Source organism: Mycobacterium sp. 050128 (assembly GCF_036409155.1).
In the GTDB taxonomy this organism is placed as follows: Bacteria; Actinomycetota; Actinomycetes; order Mycobacteriales; family Mycobacteriaceae; genus Mycobacterium.
The window spans coordinates 2,458,829-2,476,213 of record NZ_JAZGLW010000001.1; the positions used below are offsets into that span (position 1 = coordinate 2,458,829).

General features: G+C 66.8%; 18 protein-coding genes and 1 riboswitch. Of the genes, 8 read left to right on the forward strand and 10 right to left on the reverse strand.

Annotation, left to right across the window (positions count from 1 at the left end):
* Nucleotides 1–12: 12 nt before the first annotated feature.
* From SKC41_RS11910 to SKC41_RS11920, 3 genes are read right to left on the reverse strand one after another with little or no spacing between them, the layout of a single operon-like run.
* Entirely contained in the window at nucleotides 13–1,029 is a 1,017-nt protein-coding gene (locus SKC41_RS11910) for an ABC transporter substrate-binding protein (RefSeq protein ID WP_442931592.1), read from the reverse strand.
* Nucleotides 1,026–1,763 carry an ABC transporter ATP-binding protein gene (locus SKC41_RS11915; RefSeq protein ID WP_330977818.1) on the reverse strand — a complete coding sequence of 246 codons (738 nt, stop codon included), beginning with the start codon at nucleotides 1,761–1,763 and terminating at the stop codon, nucleotides 1,026–1,028. Before SKC41_RS11915 ends, SKC41_RS11910 begins: the two co-directional genes overlap by 4 nt.
* The gene (locus SKC41_RS11920; protein ID WP_442931679.1) at nucleotides 1,760–2,566 is read right to left on the reverse strand and encodes an ABC transporter permease; all 807 of its coding nucleotides are present in this window, start codon (nucleotides 2,564–2,566) and stop codon (nucleotides 1,760–1,762) included. The genes SKC41_RS11915 and SKC41_RS11920 overlap by 4 nt, the downstream gene beginning before the upstream one ends.
* A gap of 247 nt (nucleotides 2,567–2,813) precedes the next feature.
* On the opposite strand from SKC41_RS11920, the gene SKC41_RS11925 reads away from it, so the two are divergent.
* Together SKC41_RS11925 and SKC41_RS11930 are read left to right on the forward strand one after the other, a co-directional pair.
* On the forward strand, nucleotides 2,814–3,239 hold the full coding sequence (locus SKC41_RS11925) for a Zn-ribbon domain-containing OB-fold protein (protein WP_330977819.1): 426 nt from the start codon (nucleotides 2,814–2,816) through the stop codon (nucleotides 3,237–3,239).
* Nucleotides 3,240–3,256: 17 nt separating this feature from the next.
* Nucleotides 3,257–4,402, forward strand: a complete 1,146-nt coding sequence (locus tag SKC41_RS11930) for a thiolase family protein (RefSeq protein WP_330977820.1) — start codon at nucleotides 3,257–3,259, stop codon at nucleotides 4,400–4,402.
* A gap of 165 nt (nucleotides 4,403–4,567) precedes the next feature.
* Here SKC41_RS11930 and SKC41_RS11935 read toward each other — a convergent pair whose 3' ends face one another.
* The 3 genes from SKC41_RS11935 to SKC41_RS11945 all read right to left on the reverse strand — a co-directional run bounded on the left by SKC41_RS11935 (nucleotide 4,568) and on the right by SKC41_RS11945 (nucleotide 9,983).
* Nucleotides 4,568–5,752: an FAD-binding domain gene (locus SKC41_RS11935; protein WP_330978852.1), complete on the reverse strand. Its 1,185-nt coding sequence runs from the start codon at nucleotides 5,750–5,752 to the stop codon at nucleotides 4,568–4,570.
* Nucleotides 5,753–5,985: 233 nt separating this feature from the next.
* On the reverse strand, nucleotides 5,986–7,635 hold the full coding sequence (locus SKC41_RS11940; protein WP_330977821.1) for a DNA repair helicase XPB: 1,650 nt from the start codon (nucleotides 7,633–7,635) through the stop codon (nucleotides 5,986–5,988).
* A gap of 95 nt (nucleotides 7,636–7,730) precedes the next feature.
* Nucleotides 7,731–9,983, reverse strand: coding sequence for a helicase-associated domain-containing protein (locus SKC41_RS11945; RefSeq protein WP_330977822.1), 2,253 nt, complete (start codon nucleotides 9,981–9,983; stop codon nucleotides 7,731–7,733).
* A gap of 82 nt (nucleotides 9,984–10,065) precedes the next feature.
* Here SKC41_RS11945 and SKC41_RS11950 point away from each other — a divergent pair, with 82 nt between their 5' ends.
* The 4 genes from SKC41_RS11950 to SKC41_RS11965 are packed head-to-tail and all read left to right on the forward strand — an operon-like array spanning nucleotide 10,066 to nucleotide 11,710.
* The gene (locus SKC41_RS11950; protein WP_330977823.1) at nucleotides 10,066–10,266 is read left to right on the forward strand and encodes a hypothetical protein; all 201 of its coding nucleotides are present in this window, start codon (nucleotides 10,066–10,068) and stop codon (nucleotides 10,264–10,266) included.
* Between the two features lie 12 nt (nucleotides 10,267–10,278).
* Nucleotides 10,279–10,806: a cyclic pyranopterin monophosphate synthase MoaC gene (moaC, locus tag SKC41_RS11955; protein WP_330977824.1), complete on the forward strand. Its 528-nt coding sequence runs from the start codon at nucleotides 10,279–10,281 to the stop codon at nucleotides 10,804–10,806.
* A complete protein-coding gene (locus tag SKC41_RS11960; protein WP_330977825.1) occupies nucleotides 10,806–11,288 on the forward strand; it encodes a MogA/MoaB family molybdenum cofactor biosynthesis protein in 483 nt (160 codons plus the stop codon). Before moaC ends, SKC41_RS11960 begins: the two co-directional genes overlap by 1 nt.
* Nucleotides 11,285–11,710 (forward strand): molybdenum cofactor biosynthesis protein MoaE, encoded by a 426-nt coding sequence (locus SKC41_RS11965; protein WP_330977826.1) that lies wholly within the window; start codon nucleotides 11,285–11,287, stop codon nucleotides 11,708–11,710. The genes SKC41_RS11960 and SKC41_RS11965 overlap by 4 nt, the downstream gene beginning before the upstream one ends.
* Before the next feature lie 30 nt (nucleotides 11,711–11,740).
* On the opposite strand, the gene SKC41_RS11970 is transcribed toward SKC41_RS11965, so the two are convergent.
* From SKC41_RS11970 to SKC41_RS11985, 4 genes are all read right to left on the reverse strand, one after another.
* The gene (locus SKC41_RS11970; RefSeq protein WP_330977827.1) at nucleotides 11,741–12,577 is read right to left on the reverse strand and encodes a transglycosylase family protein; all 837 of its coding nucleotides are present in this window, start codon (nucleotides 12,575–12,577) and stop codon (nucleotides 11,741–11,743) included.
* A gap of 11 nt (nucleotides 12,578–12,588) precedes the next feature.
* Nucleotides 12,589–12,765: riboswitch (cyclic di-AMP (ydaO/yuaA leader) on the reverse strand.
* Between the two features lie 237 nt (nucleotides 12,766–13,002).
* Nucleotides 13,003–13,290 carry a MoaD/ThiS family protein gene (locus tag SKC41_RS11975; protein WP_330977828.1) on the reverse strand — a complete coding sequence of 96 codons (288 nt, stop codon included), beginning with the start codon at nucleotides 13,288–13,290 and terminating at the stop codon, nucleotides 13,003–13,005.
* On the reverse strand, nucleotides 13,283–14,362 hold the full coding sequence (gene moaA, locus SKC41_RS11980) for a GTP 3',8-cyclase MoaA (protein WP_330977829.1): 1,080 nt from the start codon (nucleotides 14,360–14,362) through the stop codon (nucleotides 13,283–13,285). The genes SKC41_RS11975 and moaA overlap by 8 nt, the downstream gene beginning before the upstream one ends.
* The gene (locus SKC41_RS11985; RefSeq protein WP_330977830.1) at nucleotides 14,359–14,766 is read right to left on the reverse strand and encodes a YccF domain-containing protein; all 408 of its coding nucleotides are present in this window, start codon (nucleotides 14,764–14,766) and stop codon (nucleotides 14,359–14,361) included. The genes moaA and SKC41_RS11985 overlap by 4 nt, the downstream gene beginning before the upstream one ends.
* 165 nt (nucleotides 14,767–14,931) lie before the next feature.
* Between SKC41_RS11985 and SKC41_RS11990 the strand changes: the two genes are divergently transcribed.
* Nucleotides 14,932–15,342 carry a cold-shock protein gene (locus SKC41_RS11990; RefSeq protein WP_330977831.1) on the forward strand — a complete coding sequence of 137 codons (411 nt, stop codon included), beginning with the start codon at nucleotides 14,932–14,934 and terminating at the stop codon, nucleotides 15,340–15,342.
* An 83-nt stretch (nucleotides 15,343–15,425) separates the two neighbouring features.
* A complete protein-coding gene (locus tag SKC41_RS11995) occupies nucleotides 15,426–17,381 on the forward strand; it encodes an acyl-CoA dehydrogenase family protein (RefSeq protein WP_330977832.1) in 1,956 nt (651 codons plus the stop codon).
* Nucleotides 17,382–17,385 lie beyond the last annotated feature (4 nt).

Here is a 17,385-nt window from a genome sequence, read left to right on the forward strand (position 1 = left end):
CTCCTCGTATCGTCACTGTGTGCCGCTCGCCGCGAGCACACCGTTGAACCTACGGTCGACCCACTTGGCGAAATCGGGCGCCTCCGGAATTTGGTCGGCGGCCGCGAAAAGATCGGCGAGGCGTTGTTCGGCGGCCACCACCTTGTCGTCGAGGGGGACGGGCAGCCGCAGCAGGTGGCTCTGGGCGAGCTCGGCGATCTTGATGTCCAGCCCCACGGCCTTGGCGTACCTTTTCGCCCACTCCGACGGGTTCTCGCGCGCCCATTGCGCGGCCCGCTGGTAGCGGACCAGCAGATCGCGCAGCGCGGCATTGCGCTTCGGGTCGGTGAGGGCCTGGGTGGATGCGCTTCCGAACTGATAGCCGTTTTCGGCGGTCCCGATATTGCGCACCTTCAGCGTGAGCGTGGCCTGCGACGTGTAGGGCTCCCAAATCACCCAGGCGTCGCCCTGTCCGTTGGCGAATGCCGACAGTGCATCGGCGGGTTGCAGGAAAACCAGCTTGACGTCCTTGGCCGTCAGCCCGACGTCGGCGAGGTGCTCGAGCACGTTGGCGTGTGCGGCGCTGCCCTTGGCCACCAGAATCGTCTTGCCCTTCAGGCCGGGAATCGAGTCGATCGATGAATTGACGCGCACCAGGATCTGCTCTCCGCTCTGGGCACCGTCCCACGCCGAGACCACCCGGGTCTTCGAGTTTGCCGCGGCGCCGAACACCGGCGGGGTGTTGCCGGTGACCGCGAAGTCGATCTTGCCCGCGGTCAACGCCTCGATCTGAGGGGGCCCGGACGTGAACGTCGAGAACGCGATCTGGTACGGCAGATTGTCGAGTTCACCGGCGGCGCGCAAAAGCGCTTGGGTACCGCCCTTTTGGTCACCGACTTGTAGTGTGATGCCGGCAAGCTCGGATACCGGAACGGATGCCGGCACGGCGATCAATTGCGGTCCCAACGACCGTGAAACGCACCCCGGTGTGGCGGCGACCAATGCCAGCACCAGTGCGGCGCGAATCACGATGCGGTGCTCGGCTTTCAAAGCCGAACGCCGAGCTTGTCGAGAAGATCGGCGCGATAATGGTCGTGCTCAGCGGTGCGCTCGGACGCGGTGGGCCGCGGGGCTTCGATCTCGATGCTGTGGGCGACCCGGCCATCCTCGAGGACCAGCACTCGGTCGGCCAGCTCGATGGCCTCGTCGACGTCGTGGGTCACCAGCAGCACGCCGAATCCGTGCCGGCGCCACAGGTCGAGCAGCAGCGCGCGCATCGAAAGCCGGGTGAGCGCGTCCAGCGCGCCGAACGGCTCGTCGAGCAGCAGCAGCTGGGGTTCGGCCACCAGTGCGCGGGCCAGCGAAACCCGTTGTGCCTGACCGCCGGACAGCGTCAGTGGCCATGCCGCGGCATGATCGGCCAGGCCGATCTCACCCAATGCCTGCTCCGTCCGTTCCCGCGCCGCGTCCAGGGACAGCTTGGCGCGGTTGAGGCCGTAGCGCACGTTGGTCGACACGTTGCGCCACGGGTATAGGCGGGGCTCCTGGAACGCGACCGCAGGTGCGCCGACGACTTCGCGATCTCCGGTGTGGTCCGGGGACAACCCCGCCAGCACCCGTAATACGGTCGACTTGCCGCAACCGCTGCGGCCGACCAGCGCGACGATCTCGCGGGTGCGGACCTCGAGGGAAATGCCGTCGAGAACCTTGCGGGTGCCGTACCACTTGTCGATGTTGTGGAGCCTGCCGACGACGGCGGTCTGTCGCTCGGATGTCAATGTCATGCGCGATACCTCAGGGCTCGATGTTCCAGCGCTCGGACAATGGCATCGGTCCCGATGCCCAGCAGCGCGTAGATGACCAGGCAGAAAATGATGATGTCGATGCGCAGGAAGTCGCGGGCGTTGTTGATCAAGAACCCAATACCCTTGTCCGCGTTGATTTGTTCGGCGACGATCAGGGTCAGCCACGCGATCGCCAGCGACTGCCGCAGCCCGACCAGTACCTGCGGAGCCGCACTCGGGAAGATGATCGTCCGCAGTCGCTGCCATAACGAAAAGCCAAGAACGTCAGCGGTTTCCAGCAGTTTCGGGTCGACCTGCCTGATCGCGGATACCGTGTTGAGGTACAGCGGGAAGCTGACGCCGAGCGCGACCAGCAGTACCTTCGGCAACTCGCCGATGCCGAACCACAGGATGAACAACGGAATCAGGCCCAGATGCGGGAGTGCGCGCACCATCTGTAAGGGCGGGTCGACGGTCGCCTCGAACCACCGCGACAACCCGACCACCACGCCCAGGGCAACACCGATCACACCGCCGAGCAGTAACCCCTCCACCACGCGCAGCCCGGACACTTCCAGGGCTTCGATGAGCTTCCCGTTCCGGATCAGCTGTAGGCCGGCGTCGAAGATCAGCTGCGGGGCCGGCAGCACGTTCTGGGGGATCAGGCCGGTGGCGCTGAAGAGTTGCCACAACAGCAGCAGCACCAGTGGTGAGGATATTCGGATGATCGCCCAGCGGCGCTGCCTGCGGGGTTTGGCGACCACAGCCCTGGGCGCAGATCCGACGGCCTTCTCGGCGGGAATGCTGACCATGTATTCGAGGAACCTTTGGGGAGCGCGGGATCGCAGATGGACGGCGGCGGCGGTGCCCGGTGAAAACGCTAGGCGGGCCCGGCCAGGGGCTGAAGGGTTTGGCTCCGGGTGACGGGAATGGCCACCGTCGCCGCCGCAAGTTATGAGAATGCGGTTTCCACTTTTCGGAAGGCTGTTATACGGTTCAGTCAGAACTGTTCTTTTGGCGCACCCGCGGACGTTCCTGGAGGACCCGTCAATGCAGAAGGCACTCGCTCCCGAGATCTCGACCTGGCCCGACGAGAATCCGCAGCTGATCGGCAGTCGGTGCGGTGATTGCGGTGCCACCACCTTCCCGGTGCAGGAGCGGTGCCCGCGCTGTAGCGGCGGCTCGATGAGCGACGTGCTGTTGCCGCGGACCGGAACCGTGGTCGCCTGGACGACCCAGGGCTTCCCGCCCGGGGCCCCCTACGCCGGTCCGACCGGCAAGGACTTCGTACCCTTCGGCGTGGGTCTGGTGCAGCTCGGCTTGGGAGAAGACGCGGTGATCCGGGTCGAGGGCCGGCTGACCGAGAACGACCCGGCCAAACTGCAGTTCGGCCAGGAGGTCGAGCTCACGATGGTGCCGTTCACCACCGACGCCGACGGCAACGAGATCATCACGTTCGCGTTCCAGCCGGTCTAGATCCAGGAGAATCCGAGATGACTAACGACGTCGCCATCATCGGCGTGGGCCTGCACCCCTTCGGCCGGTTCGAGAAGACCGCGATGCAGATGGGCGCCGAGGCCATCCAATCCGCGCTCACCGACGCGGGTGTGGGGTGGAAGGACATCCAGTTCGGGTTCGGCGGCAGCCACGAGGTGTCCAACCCCGACGCGGTGACCCGACTGGTCGGGCTTACCGGCATCACCTTCACCAACGTCTTCAACGCGTGTGCCACCGCGGCCAGCGCCATCCAGCAGACCGCCGACACCATCCGGCTGGGCAAGTACGACATCGGCATCGCTATCGGCTTGGACAAGCACCCGCGTGGGGCGTTCACCGACGACCCGGCGAAGCTGGCGCTGCCGCAGTGGTACGCGCAGAACGGACAGTTCGTCACCACCAAATTCTTCGGCATGAAGGCCAACAAGTACCTGCACGACCACAACATCTCGCAGGAAACCCTGGCGCGGGTGGCCAACAAGAATTTCCGCAACGGCGCACGGAACCCGAATGCCTTCCGGCGCAAGGAGATCTCGGTCGAAGAGATCCTCAACTCGAACGTGCTCAACTACCCGTTGACGCAGTACATGTTCTGCGCGCCCGACGAGGGTGCGGCGGCGGTCATCATGTGTCGCGCCGACATCGCGCACAAGTACACCGACAAGCCGGTGTATGTGCGCGCCTGCGAGATCCGCACCCGCACGTTCGGTGCGTACGAGGTGCACGCCACGTTCGCGCCTTTGGATGAGGACGTCTCGCCGACGGTGTACGCGTCCAAGGCGGCCTACGAAGCCGCGGGTATCGGGCCCGAGGACGTCGACGTCGCCCAGCTTCAGGACACCGACGCCGGCAACGAGGTCATCCACATGGCCGAGACGGGCCTGTGCGCCGACGGTGAACAGGAGAAGCTGCTGGCCGACGGGGCCACCGAGATTCACGGCTCGATGCCGGTGAACACCGATGGCGGGCTGATCGCCAACGGCGAGCCGATCGGTGCGTCGGGGCTGCGGCAGGTGCACGAGCTGGTGCGTCAGCTGCGCGGCGAGGCTGGCGACCGTCAGGTGCCCGGCGACCCGCGAGTCGGCTTGGCGCAGGTGTACGGCGCTCCTGGCACCGCGTCGGCGACGATCCTGTCGCTCTAGATCTGTCGTTACATCGCTCCGCGTTTTCGCCGAGTGTGCAGTCATTTTCGCCGAGCGTGCAGCCATTGCGAGAAATCGTCGAAAATCTCGCAGTCAGTGCACGTTCGGCGTTACGGGTGAGTTGTCTGATCGCCGTTAAATCGCCGGGGCCTCGCACGTCGTCGGTTATCCGATGTACTCGGGTAATCTGACGTCGTCGCGGAATTCGCTCCGAACGACCCACTCGGCCAGCCATGGAACGTTCAGCAGTCGGGACGCCAGATTGCGGGTCCGCACGCCCAGCGCCGTCTTGGGTGCAAAGGTCGTGGCGAATCCGCGCGCCGACCGCTGCCTGGCCTCAACGATCGGACGCAACTGTCGTTCATAGCGACGAAACGCACTCTGGTGATCCGTCCCTGCGCGATTGAGCTCGCCGGCCAGTATGTAGGCCTGCACCATAGCCAGACCCGCTCCCTCGCCCGCCAGCAGAGAGACCGCGGCCGCGGCATCCCCGATGAGCGCTACTCGCCCGTCCGACCAATGGTCTAGGACGATTTGGCTTGCGCGGTCGTAGTACACATCGGAGGCCCTCTCGAGTCGGTGGAGGATCTCTGGGCATTCCCAGCCGGCGGTGCCGAAAACTTGGTGCAGGACCTGGCGCACCTGCGACACATCCTGTGGTTCCGGCCCACTCATATGGTCAGTGGTGAAAATGAAGAGAAACAAGGTCTTTTCGTCGCGCATTGCGAACCGTGCGACCATGCGCCCCGGCATCGTGTAGGCGAGGTAGACGAGTTCATCACGCGGCTGATAGCCCTCGGCTTCGAATGCCGCGACTCGGTAACCGAGATCGGTCACAAATCGGTCTTCCGGGTCAAACACCAAGTCTCGCACCGGCGAATGGATGCCACCTGCGCCGATGAGGAGGTCGAATTGTCGTGGTCCGCCGTGCTCGAGTGTGACGCACACGCCCGACTCGTGTTGCGTGATAGCCGAAATACTTTCGCCGAAGAGAGTTTCGGCACGGTGGTCGATGGAGCGATGGATCATGGCCGCCAGATCACCACGGGGAATCGTAACGAATCGGCCGTTGAGGTTTTGCCGGAACGGTTCAGTCGAAAATCCTCCGACTCTTCGCGCATTCTGGTCCACGAGTCTCACTTCGCGTACCGCGTACCCTGCGGCATGCAATTCGGCGGTGAGTCCCATCCGTTCGGCGACGGCATATCCTCCGCCCCAAAAGTCCACGACGTAGCCTCCGGTGCGCAGTCGTGGCGCCTTTTCGATCAGGGTTGGCTCGTGGCCATAGTGCGACAGCCAATACGCAAGAGTTGGGCCGGAGATGCCGGCACCGACAATGGCGATCTTCATGCCCACCTCCGCTGCGAATGGAGTTGGGTCCACTATAGCACTATGCAATAGTTGCATACAGATATAAATCACGAGCGAACACGTCCATCTCCCGCCGGCACCGCGAAGTGTCCCGAACTCCGGCCTGTCTTCGCCGAGCGTGCAGTCATTTTCGCCGAGCGTGCTGTCATTGCGAAAAATCGTCGAAAATCTCGCAGTCAGTGCACGTTCGGCGTTACGGGCCGGCTGGCGCTCTAAATAGCCGGTCCCAGAAGGTCGTCCGCGTCGCGGATGATGTAGCCGTAGCCCTGCTCGGCCAGGAACCGCTGCCGGTGCGCGGCGTATTCGGCGTCCAAGCTGTCGCGGGCCACCACTGAGTAGAAGATGGCGCCGCCGCCGTCGGCCTTGGGCCGCAGTAGCCGGCCCAGCCGTTGGGCCTCCTCCTGTCGCGAGCCAAAAGTGCCCGAAACCTGTACCGCCACTGAGGCTTCCGGTAGATCGATGGAGAAGTTGGCGACCTTGGACACCACCAGCGTCGAAATTTCGCCGGTGCGAAAGGCGTCGAACAACGCCTCACGTTCCTTGGTTCTGGTGGAACCCTGGATCACCGGGGCGTTCAGTTCGACACCGAGCTCGTCGAGCTGATCGAGGTAGGCGCCGATCACCAGGGTCTGCTCGCCGGGGTGCTTCGCCAGAATCGACTTGACCACAGCGATTTTGGTGTGCACCGTCGAGCACAGCTTGTAACGCTCTTCGGGTTCGGCGGTCGCGTAGATCATGCGCTCGTTGTCGGTCATCGTGACCCGGACCTCGACGCACTCCGCCGGCGCGATCCAGCCCTGTGCCTCGATGTCCTTCCACGGGGCGTCGTAGCGCTTCGGGCCGATCAGGGAGAACACGTCACCCTCGCGGCCGTCTTCGCGGATCAGCGTGGCCGTCAGGCCGAGCCGTCGTTTGGACTGCAGGTCGGCGGTCATCCGGAACACGGGTGCGGGCAGCAGGTGCACCTCGTCGTAGACGATCAGCCCCCAGTCGCGGCTGTCGAAGAGTTCCAGATGGCGGTATTCGCCCTTACTGCGGCGGGTGATCATCTGGTAGGTCGAGATGGTGACCGGCCGAATTTCCTTGCGCTCACCCGAGTATTCGCCGATCTCCTCCTCGGTCAGCGAGGTGCGCGCGATGAGCTCGCGTTTCCACTGCCGGGCCGCGACGATGTTGGTGACCAGGATCAGCGTCGTGGCACTGGCTTTCGCCATCGCGGCCGCACCGACCAGCGTCTTGCCGGCGCCACACGGAAGCACCACCACCCCGGAGCCGCCGGCCCAGAACGAGTCCGCGGCCAGCCGCTGGTAATCGCGTAGCTCCCAGCCCTCCTGGTCCAGGCTGATCGGATGTGCCTCGCCGTCGACATACCCGGCAAGATCCTCTGCGGGCCAACCGATCTTGAGCAGCATCTGCTTGACCCGGCCGCGTTCGCTGCCGTGGACGATAACGGTGTCCTCGTCGACGCGGGCACCCAGCATCGGTGCGATCTTCTTGTTGCGCAGCACCTCTTCGAGCACGGCGCGATCCAGGCTCACCAGGGTCAGCCCGTGCGCCGGGTTCTTGACCAGTTGCAGCCGCCCGTAGCGGGCCATCGTGTCGACGATGTCGACCAGCAGCGGCTGCGGCACCGCATAGCGCGAGAAACTGACCAGCGCGTCGACGACCTGCTCGGCGTCATGCCCGGCGGCGCGCGCGTTCCACAGCGCCAGGGGCGTGATGCGATAGGTGTGCACGTGTTCGGGTGCGCGCTCGAGCTCGGCGAACGGCGCGATGGCGGCGCGCGCCGCGTCGGCCAGCTCGTGGTCCACCTCCAGCAGCACCGTCTTGTCGGACTGCACGATCAATGGTCCGTCAGACATCTAGCGCCACTCCTCCGCATTGCGCTCGGCGCGTCCCCCCGGCCGCTGTGCGGCTGGGGGTGCCCCCAGCATTGTCGTTGGCGCGCATCTGTCCATTATCCGTTGTCCGCCGACACCACCGACGTGATGCGGTGGATCGCGAAGTCGCGCAGCCTTCCCAACGCCGAATCGAACGCCACCAGCTGCCCGCCGCGTACGGCGATCGGCGACACCATCCGCTGGCTGGCCATGCCCGCGGCGTCGAGGTAGCCGATCACCAGCGTGTCCTGATTCTTCGCGGCATCGGCCAGCAGCGACATCGCGGCCGCCGGGTCGACGCGGCTGTTGCCGAACGGCGCGGCGGTCACCTTGCGCAGCACCGAGACCACCGCGTTCAGCGTCTCGGTGTTGGGCCGTGGTGCCGGGCGGTAGGGCCGACGTTGCTGCGGCGTGGGCACTCGCGACCGCCGCGGACGGACGTCGACGATGGCCCCGGTGGAATCTTCGGCGGCCGGGGCGAAACCGGCGGCCCGCAGGGTGGCCAGCATCTCGGCGATCGGCGCGGGGGAAACGGCCACCGTGGGGGCCAGCGCCCGCAGTTGCAGGTCCTCGCCCGCCGCGACCGCCTGGGCCAGCAGCGCCGGGTCTTCGCAGCGCACGAACGAGGCGGCCATGCCGATGCGAAGCTGGCCGTGGCGGCGGGCAACGTCATCGATGAGATACGTGAGTCCTTGCGGCACTGGCGTTTTGGAGTGGTTGGCGAAAAATGCGTGCATCCAGTCGCGGGTTTTGCCGACATCGAGCGCATGACGGATCGACTGCTCGCTGATGCGGTACACCATCGCCGCCCCCGCCGATTCGACGTTGGCCACGGTCGCCAGTTCCTCGGCCAAGTCGCGTTGTAGCGGCCCGGGCACCACGACGGTCAGGTCGGCCTGCATCAGGAAGTGGTCGATCGGTTTGGGCAGGGCTCGCGCCATGGCGTCGACCGTGCCGGAGAAGTCGATGGTTTCGGCCAGCAGCGCGCGGCCGGGTGTGCTGATCGCCCCGCGGCCCACCAAGCCCAGCGCGTGGCTCTCGGCCAGCAGATCGGCCAGCGGCCCGGGCTGCAGGCGCCGGGTCCAGCGTGGGCGCCGCCAGATCAGCGCCGCCGAGGCCGTGGTCGCGTCGACGCCGGCGCCCGCGGGCAGCTCGGCGAGCATGCCCAGCAGCAACCGCCGGTCCAGCGGGGCCGCCGTGGAGTAAAGCGAATCCGAAAGGGCCGCATAGGGTTTGCCGTCGGGGCCACGACCGCCGATCAGCGCCGGGCGGCCCGGAAGATCCAGCCAGGCGCTGGCCAACAGGTGCCACCGCTCGGCGGCGGACATCGCGGCGAAGCGGTCGGCGGCCACTGTCGGCGCCCAGTACAGGCCGTCGGCGTTCTCCGGCTCCGGATCGGGCGTGCCATTGGCGATCAGCCCCGCCGCGGCCGCGACCTCGAGCACCAGGCCAAGCCGCGGCTCGTCGATGCCGGTCGCCTTGGCCAGTCGCTTGACTTCGCGTATTCCCAGACCACCGCTGCGCAGCTCGGAAACCGGTGTCATACCAAGGCTTTCCAGCAGCACGTCGACTTCACGCAGCAGGTCGATAACGGCTCCGGCGGCCGAGGCGTCGACATCATCGGATGTCGTCGTGGACACCACCGGGTCGGGTTCGGTCAGCTGCATCGGGCCGGGCGGCTCGCCGCGCAGCACCTGCGCGACGTGGCGGGGCAGGATGACCGTCTCGGCGTCGACCCTGCGCAGCAGTCCCATGGCCAGCAGCTGCGGCACCGGCCGATCCGCCGGGGCGCCGGGTGCGGCGTCGCGGGTGCGTCCCATCGGAGAGCCTTCGAGCAGCTTGTCCAGCACCTCCCGCTGGGCCTGGTTGAGCCCGCCGATCAGCTCCGAAATCTGTTCGCCGGTGCGGGACGCGTCCTCGAGCGTCACCTGCCCCGGATGCCAGGGCAACGCCATGCCGGCATCGGTGGCCATCCGCGTCGCGACGTCGCCCCACACCAGGGCACGCCGCCGCAGGTCGTTCAGCGCGTCGATCACGTCGGCCTCGGGAGCGCGGTCGTCGATGAGCGCCAGCAGCTTGGCGGTCGGCACCGGCGTGCTGTCCGCGTGCAGCACCAGCAGCGCGTCGAGCACCGCCAGCCGAAGGAAATCGAGCTCGTCGGTGGCAGCCTTGACCGACTGTCGGGCCCCGGCGCGCGCGGCCAGGGCCGCGATATTGCCGGGCGGCGGCTGGGCAAGGTCCGGCCGTAGTTCCAGCAGTTGGATCAGCCGCTCGTCGGGCAAGTCGGCCAGCCAGGACCCCAGCGGGATATCCGGGGTGTTGTCGGTCATTGCTGACCAGCGTAAAGCAGCTTGCGGATCCGCATTCCGCCTAGCGTCACGCGCGCGGGCCCGACCTGTCAGAATGGACCGCGTGGCTGACATTGCTGAGGGCAACGCGGGCAAAACCAGGTACGTCGACAACGGCTGGCCGACGACGGACCCCGACGACCATGCGGTAAGCGAGCTGGTGACCGATCGCACGGGCGCGCTGTCGCCGTTCGGTGACCTGGTGTTCCCGGTGGAATCCGACCACCTGCCCTACGTCCACCCGGTCACGGTCGTAAACCGGTAGGCATTGCCACCGATGGCTGGGGCATCCGGGCCGTCCAGACCTGAGCAGGCCGGGCAGTCGCAGGAAGCCCGCCCGGACGCCCTGTCGCACCTCGATGAGCGGGGTGCGGCACACATGGTCGATGTCAGCGAAAAGGGAGTCACCAAGCGCACCGCCGTTGCCGCGGGCGCCTTGCGGACCACCCCGCACGTCGTCGCGCTGATCTCCAGCGGAGGTCTGCCCAAGGGCGATGCGCTGGCGACCGCTCGGGTGGCGGGCATTCTGGCAGCCAAGCGCACCAGTGACCTGATCCCGCTATGCCACCAGCTCGCGCTCACCGGAGTCGACGTCGACTTCATAGTCGGTGAGTCGGATATCGAGATCGTCGCAACGGTGCGCAGCACCGACCGGACCGGCGTGGAGATGGAGGCGCTGACCTCTGTCAGCGTGGCCGCGCTTACGCTTTACGACATGATCAAAGCGGTTGACCCGGCGGCCCGTATCGATGATGTCCGCGTGCTCCGCAAGGAGGGTGGCAAGACCGGAAGTTGGGCGCGCTGATGGGCGCCCGATCCGCACGCATCATTGTCGCGTCGACGCGGGCCTCGGACGGTGTGTATACCGACAAATGCGGACCGATCATCGCTGAATGGCTTGAGCAGCATGGGTTTTCGGCCACAGAACCGGAAGTCGTCGCCGACGGGAACCCGGTCGGCGAGGCGCTGCGCAAGGCGCTCGACGACGACGTCGACGTCATCCTCACCACGGGTGGCACCGGTATCTCGCCGACCGACAGCACCCCGGACCAGACCGTCGCGGTGGTCGACTACATGATTCCCGGCCTGGCCGAGGCGATTCGCCAATCCGGGCTACCCAACGTGCCGACTTCGGTGCTGTCGCGCGGCGTGTGCGGCGTGGCCGACCAAACCCTGATCGTCAACCTGCCCGGTTCGCCCGGTGGCGTACGTGACGGCCTGGGGGTGCTCGCCGACGTGCTCGACCATGCTCTCGACCAGATCGCGGGCAAAGACCACGAGCGATGACGGTCGTCCTGCGTGCGGCGATGACCGACCAGCCGATCTCTTTGGCCGAGCATGAAGAATTGGTAGGTCATCGCGCGGCCGGGGCCATCGTCGGGTTCGTCGGCATGATTCGCGACCACGACGAAGGGCGACGGGTGCTACGGCTCGAGTACTCCGGGCATCCGTCGGCCGCGCAGGTGATGGCGGAAGTGGTGGCCGAGGTCAGCGAGGCGTCCAAGGGCGTACGCGCGGTCGCGGCCAGCCATCGGATCGGCCTGCTGCACATCGGCGAGGCAGCGCTGGTGGCCGCGGTTGCCGCCGATCACCGACAGGAAGCATTCGCCACCTGCGCCCAGCTGGTCGACACCATCAAGGCGCGGCTACCGGTCTGGAAGCACCAGTTTTTCGACGACGGAACCGACGAATGGGTGGGTTCGGCCTAGCGCCTTCGGTTCAGCGCCGGCCCGCCCGCGTCAGTTGACGGGGGCAGGCTGCGCCAGCGAGTCCAGGGCGTCGTTGCCGTTGACGTCTTCGGCGCGGATCGCTTCCCACAGTTTCTGCGTGTAGCCGACCTTCGTGGCCTGCTGCACGGCGTCCGCGGGCGGGGGTGCGTCGGCGGACGGCGGGGCGTCAGCCGGAGGCGGGGCGTCAGCCGGAGGCGGGGCGTCAGCGGGCGGCGCCGGCGGCAGCGCGTCCGCGGGAGGCGGAGCGTCGGCAGGCGGGGCCGGCGGCAGCGCGTCGGCTGGAGGCGCCGGCAGGTCCGCCGGCGGGGCGGGCGGCAGATCCGCGGGGGGCGGTGCCGGTTGATCGAACGACGCCAGCTGCACCGGCGCGGGCGGCGGGGGAGGAGCGTCGGGCGGCGGCGCGTCCGCGGGCGGCGGTGCCAGCGGGCCGTTGAGCCCCGGCAGGTCGAAGCCGGCCGGGGCCGGAAGGACCTCGCGCGGCGTGGGACCCGACAGCGGGCCACCGCACACGGGCCAGGCGCCGCGGCCCTGGGTCGCGAGAACTCGCTCAGCGACGGCGATCTGCTGCTCCTTGGTGGCCAGCTGAGCCGACGGGGCGTACTCGCCACCGCCATGCGAGGCCCACGTGCCGGCGTTGAACTGAACGCCGCCGTAATAGCCGTTGCCGGTGTTGATTCCCCAGTTGCCGCCCGATTCGCAACGGGCTACCTGATCCCACTCGCCATCCGTGGCCGCGGCTGCTTGACCAGCCATGGCAATGCTGCCGCCACCAAGTACCGCCCCCGTGAAGGCGATCTTGGCGACGTTGATGTTGGATGTCGAGGGCTTGCGGTGACGTCCACTCATACGCGCCGAAATTTTCCTCTCGTGACGCGCCTGCGAGGTCAGCTGTCGGGTTCGGGTTCAAGAGGTCACCCGGCCTCCGTCGTCTCGCGAGAGCCGACGTCGGCTTCACCCCAAGGAGTCGCACGCGACCCCAGTCCGGCGGACCGGTGGGTCCCCCGTCTCCATCCAGGTTTCGGTGTCCCTCGCCCATTGGATGGAGCTCGGCGCTACGGGTGAGGGAGGACCGCCACTCGGTTGATCTTGGCGAGCCTCCGGAGACCGTAGCCGGTTCTGTTGGTCGCGTCACTTCTTGCGAAACTCGGCGTTTCCCGCGCGGACATCTTCGAAAGACGCAGGAACACCGGGGATTTGCCCAGCTCACCACAACCCGATATCGGGCCGTGTCCGGGCCGTTATCATTCCGTTACGTGAGCTATCTCACAAAATTAACCGCCAGCGAAGGGGGGTAACACGTCAATCGTGTTACCCGAGCGCAACGCTTTGGTTTCGTCGCGGACCGCGATGCCATCGCAGAGGTACGAGCAGCGATCCAACACGGTTGCCAGGCGGGTACCCGCAACGGCGAGCTTTTCAACCAACTCGGCCACCGTGGCGCCCGGGCGCAGCACCACAGTTTCCGATTCGGCTCCGGCCGCGGCCCGCGCGGCGGCGAAGTAGCGGACCGTCACCTGGATGCCGTCGGTGTCCTCGATTTTCAGGGGAAGCTCAGCCACCGATCGCGCTCATCGGGCGGTCGGGCTGGATGAAGTTCGGGTCGTTGATCCCGTGGCCGGCGGGCTTGGCCCACATCGCGGTGCGCCAGGCCGCCTCGATCGCGTCGTCGGTCGCGCCGGCGCGCAGCATGCCGCGCAGGTCGGTCTCGTCGGCGGAGAACAGGCAGCTGCGGATCTGGCCGTCGGCCGTCAGCCGGGTGCGGTCACAGGTCCCGCAGAAGGCGTGCGACACCGAGGCGATGACGCCGAACTTTCCGGCCGGCGTATTCGGGCCGGTGTCCACCAGCCACAGCTCGGCTGGCGCCGAACCGCGGGGGGTGGGGTCAGGGCGCAGCCGGAAGTGCGGCCGCAGCGCCGCCAGCACGTCGTCGGCCGTCAACGCGGCCTCCCGCCGCCACTGGTGCCCGGCGTCCAGCGGCATCTGCTCGATGATGCGCAACTGGTAGCCGTGTTCGAGGCAGAACCCCAGCAGCTCCACGACGTCCTCGCGACCGGTGGCCGGATCCAGCACCGCGTTCACTTTGACCGGCGCCAGCCCTGCTGCCTTGGCGGCGGCCAGGCCGGCCACCACATCGGCGAGCCGGTCCCGGCGCGTGATGGCCGCGAAGCGATCCCGGTTCACGCTGTCCAGCGAGATGTTGACGCGGTCCAGCCCGGCCGCGGTCAGCGTGGCCGCGCGACGCGCGAGCCCGACGGCGTTGGTGGTCAGCGAGATCTCCGGACGGGGACGCAATGCGGCCGCCGCCGCGACCACGTCCTCGAGGTGGCGGGACAACAGCGGCTCACCGCCGGTGAACCGGACGCTGGTGATGCCGAGCCGGGTGACGGCGATGTGCATCAGCCTGGCCAGCTCCTCGGGCCGCAGCAGCTGCTCGCCGGGCAGCCAGTCCAGTCCTTCGGCCGGCATGCAGTAACTGCACCGCAGGTTGCAGCGATCGGTCAGTGACACCCGCAGATCGGTGGCGGCCCTGCCGTAGGTGTCGAGCAGGGGGCCGTCCGTTGGCATACCGGCGGCGGGCGCGTCGCCGGTCAGGCTCGGCACCACGGGCAAACCCAGCGCGGTCAGCGTCATGCGGGCACCCGCGCGAATAATGGGGCCCTCGCCCCGACCGGAACGATCTCCTTGCCCAGCGGCATCAACGACACCGGGATCAGTTTGAGGTTGGCCAGCGCCAGCGGGATGCCGACGATCGTTACCGCCATGGCCGCCGCGCTCACCACATGGCCGATCGCCAGCCAGATGCCGAACAGCAGCACCCAGATGATGTTTCCGATCAGGGCGCCGGTCCCAGCGGTCGGTTTGTCGACGATGGTCCGGCCGAATGGCCACAACGTGTACAAGGCGATGCGCAGCGCCGCGAACCCGAACGGAATCGTAATGATGAGCAAGAAGCTGATGAGCGCCGCAGCGAGGTATCCGACGGCCATCCAGAGGCCGCCGAATACAAGCCAGATTATGTTCAGAACCAGGCGCATATCTCCTCCAGCAGTACTGCCAGCCTAGCGAGTGACGAGGAAACAGGGGTGCTGGCCGGGCAACCACCCGAGTAGGATCTGAATCCGCATCGCGTCCTGCACAGGCGGGACGCTTCTTATGTTGTCCATTCCTAGGTATTTCCTTCAGACAAGCAGGTGAGACCAGTGCCGACCGGCAAGGTTAAGTGGTACGACGCCGAGAAGGGGTTCGGCTTCCTATCGCAGGAAGACGGCGAGGACGTCTATGTCCGTTCGTCGGCGTTGCCCGAGGGCGTTGAGGGGCTGAAGGCGGGGCAGAAGGTGGAGTTCGGCCTGGCTTCCGGCCGGCGCGGACCGCAGGCGTTGAGTCTCAAGCTGATCGACCCACCGCCCACCCTCGCCAAGACGCGCCGCGAGACACCTGCTGTCGAGCACAAGCACAGCCCCGACGAGCTGCACGGCATGGTCGAGGACATGATCACGCTGCTGGAGGGCACCGTGCAGCCCGAATTGCGCAAGGGGCGTTACCCGGACCGCAAGGTGGCGCGTCGGGTCTCCGAGGTGGTCAAGGCCGTGGCCCGGGAGCTCGACGCCTAACTGCCCGCCGCCCGGCGCAGCGAGTACCGCGGCCCAGTTTGGGTACTCACTCCTCGCGACAGTCGTGTAGCGAGGAGGCTGCGATGGCACAGCAGGCGCAGGTCACCGAGGAGCAAGCGAGAGCGCTCGCCGAAGAGTCCCGCGAAAGTGGTTGGGATAAACCGTCCTTCGCCAAGGAGCTGTTTCTTGGTCACTTTCCTTTAGAGCTGATACACCCGTTCCCCAAGCCGTCGGAAGCCGATGAGGCACGCACCCGGGAGTTTCTCGCCCAGGTGCGCGAATTCCTGAAAACCGTCGACGGCAGCGTCATCGAACGGGATGCACAGATTCCCGACGAGTACGTCAAGGGCTTAGCCGCATTGGGCTGTTTCGGCATGAAGATTCCGTCCGAATATGGCGGGCTGAACATGTCGCAGGTCGCCTATAACCGGGCACTGATGATGATTTCGTCGGTTCACCCCAGCCTGGGCGCGCTGTTGTCGGCGCATCAGTCTATCGGGGTGCCCGAGCCGTTGAAGCTTGCCGGGACCGACGAGCAGAAGCGAAAGTTCTTGCCGCGCTGTGCCGCTGGCGCGATATCAGCCTTCCTGCTGACCGAGCCGGACGTGGGCTCGGATCCGGCGCGGCTGGCCTGCACGGCGACGCCGGTCGACGACGGGCGGGCCTACGAACTCGAGGGCGTGAAGTTGTGGACCACCAACGGCGTGGTCGCCGAGCTGCTGGTGGTGATGGCCCGGGTGCCCAAGAGCGAAGGGCACCGCGGCGGCATCAGCGCGTTCGTGGTGGAAGCGGATTCGCCCGGGATCACCGTGGAGCGGCGCAACAAATTCATGGGATTGCGCGGCATCGAGAACGGTGTGACGCGGCTGCATGCCGTCCGGGTGCCCAGCGAGAACCTCATCGGCAGGGAAGGCGACGGCCTGAAGATCGCGCTCACCACGCTGAATGCCGGGCGGTTGTCGATTCCCGCGAACGCGACGGGATCGTCGAAGTGGGCGCTGAAGATCGCCCGCGAATGGTCCGGCGAGCGGGTGCAGTGGGGCAAGCCGTTGGCCAAACATGAAGCGGTGGCGCACAAGATCTCATTCATCGCCGCCACCAACTACGCGTTGGACGCGGTGCTGGAACTGTCCGCCCAGATGGCCGACGAGGGGCGCAACGATATCCGCATCGAGGCGGCGCTGGCTAAGTTGTGGTCCAGCGAAATGGCTTGCCTCATCGCCGATGAGCTCGTGCAGATCCGCGGCGGCCGGGGTTACGAAACCGCGGAGTCGCTGGCCGCGCGCGGCGAGCGGGCGGTGCCGGCCGAGCAGGCCGTGCGCGATCTTCGAATCAACCGCATCTTCGAAGGATCCAGCGAGATCATGCGGCTGCTGATTGCCCGCGAGGCAGTCGATGCACACCTGAGCGCCGCCGGTGACCTCGCGAAGCCCGACACGGGGTTGCGCGAGAAGGCCGCCGCAGCGGTCGGTGCCAGTGGCTTCTATGCAAAGTGGTTGCCACAGCTCGTTTTTGGTGAAGGACAGCGCCCGCGGGCATTTAGCGAGTTCGGTCCGCTGGCATCCCACCTGCGCTTCATCGAGCGCTCCACCCGCAAGCTGGCTCGCAACACCTTCTACGGGATGGCACGCTGGCAAGCCAAGCTCGAGCAAAAGCAGGGGTTCCTGGGGCGCATCGTCGACATCGGCGCCGAGCTGTTCGCGATGTCGGCGGCGTGCGTGCGCGCCGAAGGGCAGCGCGTCGCGGATCCTGAACTGGGACAACAGGCTTACGAGCTGGCCGAAACGTTCTGCCAGCAGGCGAGCTTGCGGGTCGAGGCCCTGTTCGAGGCGCTGTGGGCCAACACCGACAGCAGCGATGTGCGGCTCACTCACGACGTGTTGGAGGGGCGGTACAGCTGGCTCGAGGACGGGATCGTCGATCAGTCCGACGGCACCGGGCCGTGGATCGCGCACTGGGAAGCGGGTGAGTCGACCGAGACCAACCTGGCTCGACGATTTCTGACGGTGGCCGCGTCGACCGGCTCGATTGCCGAGTAGCAGA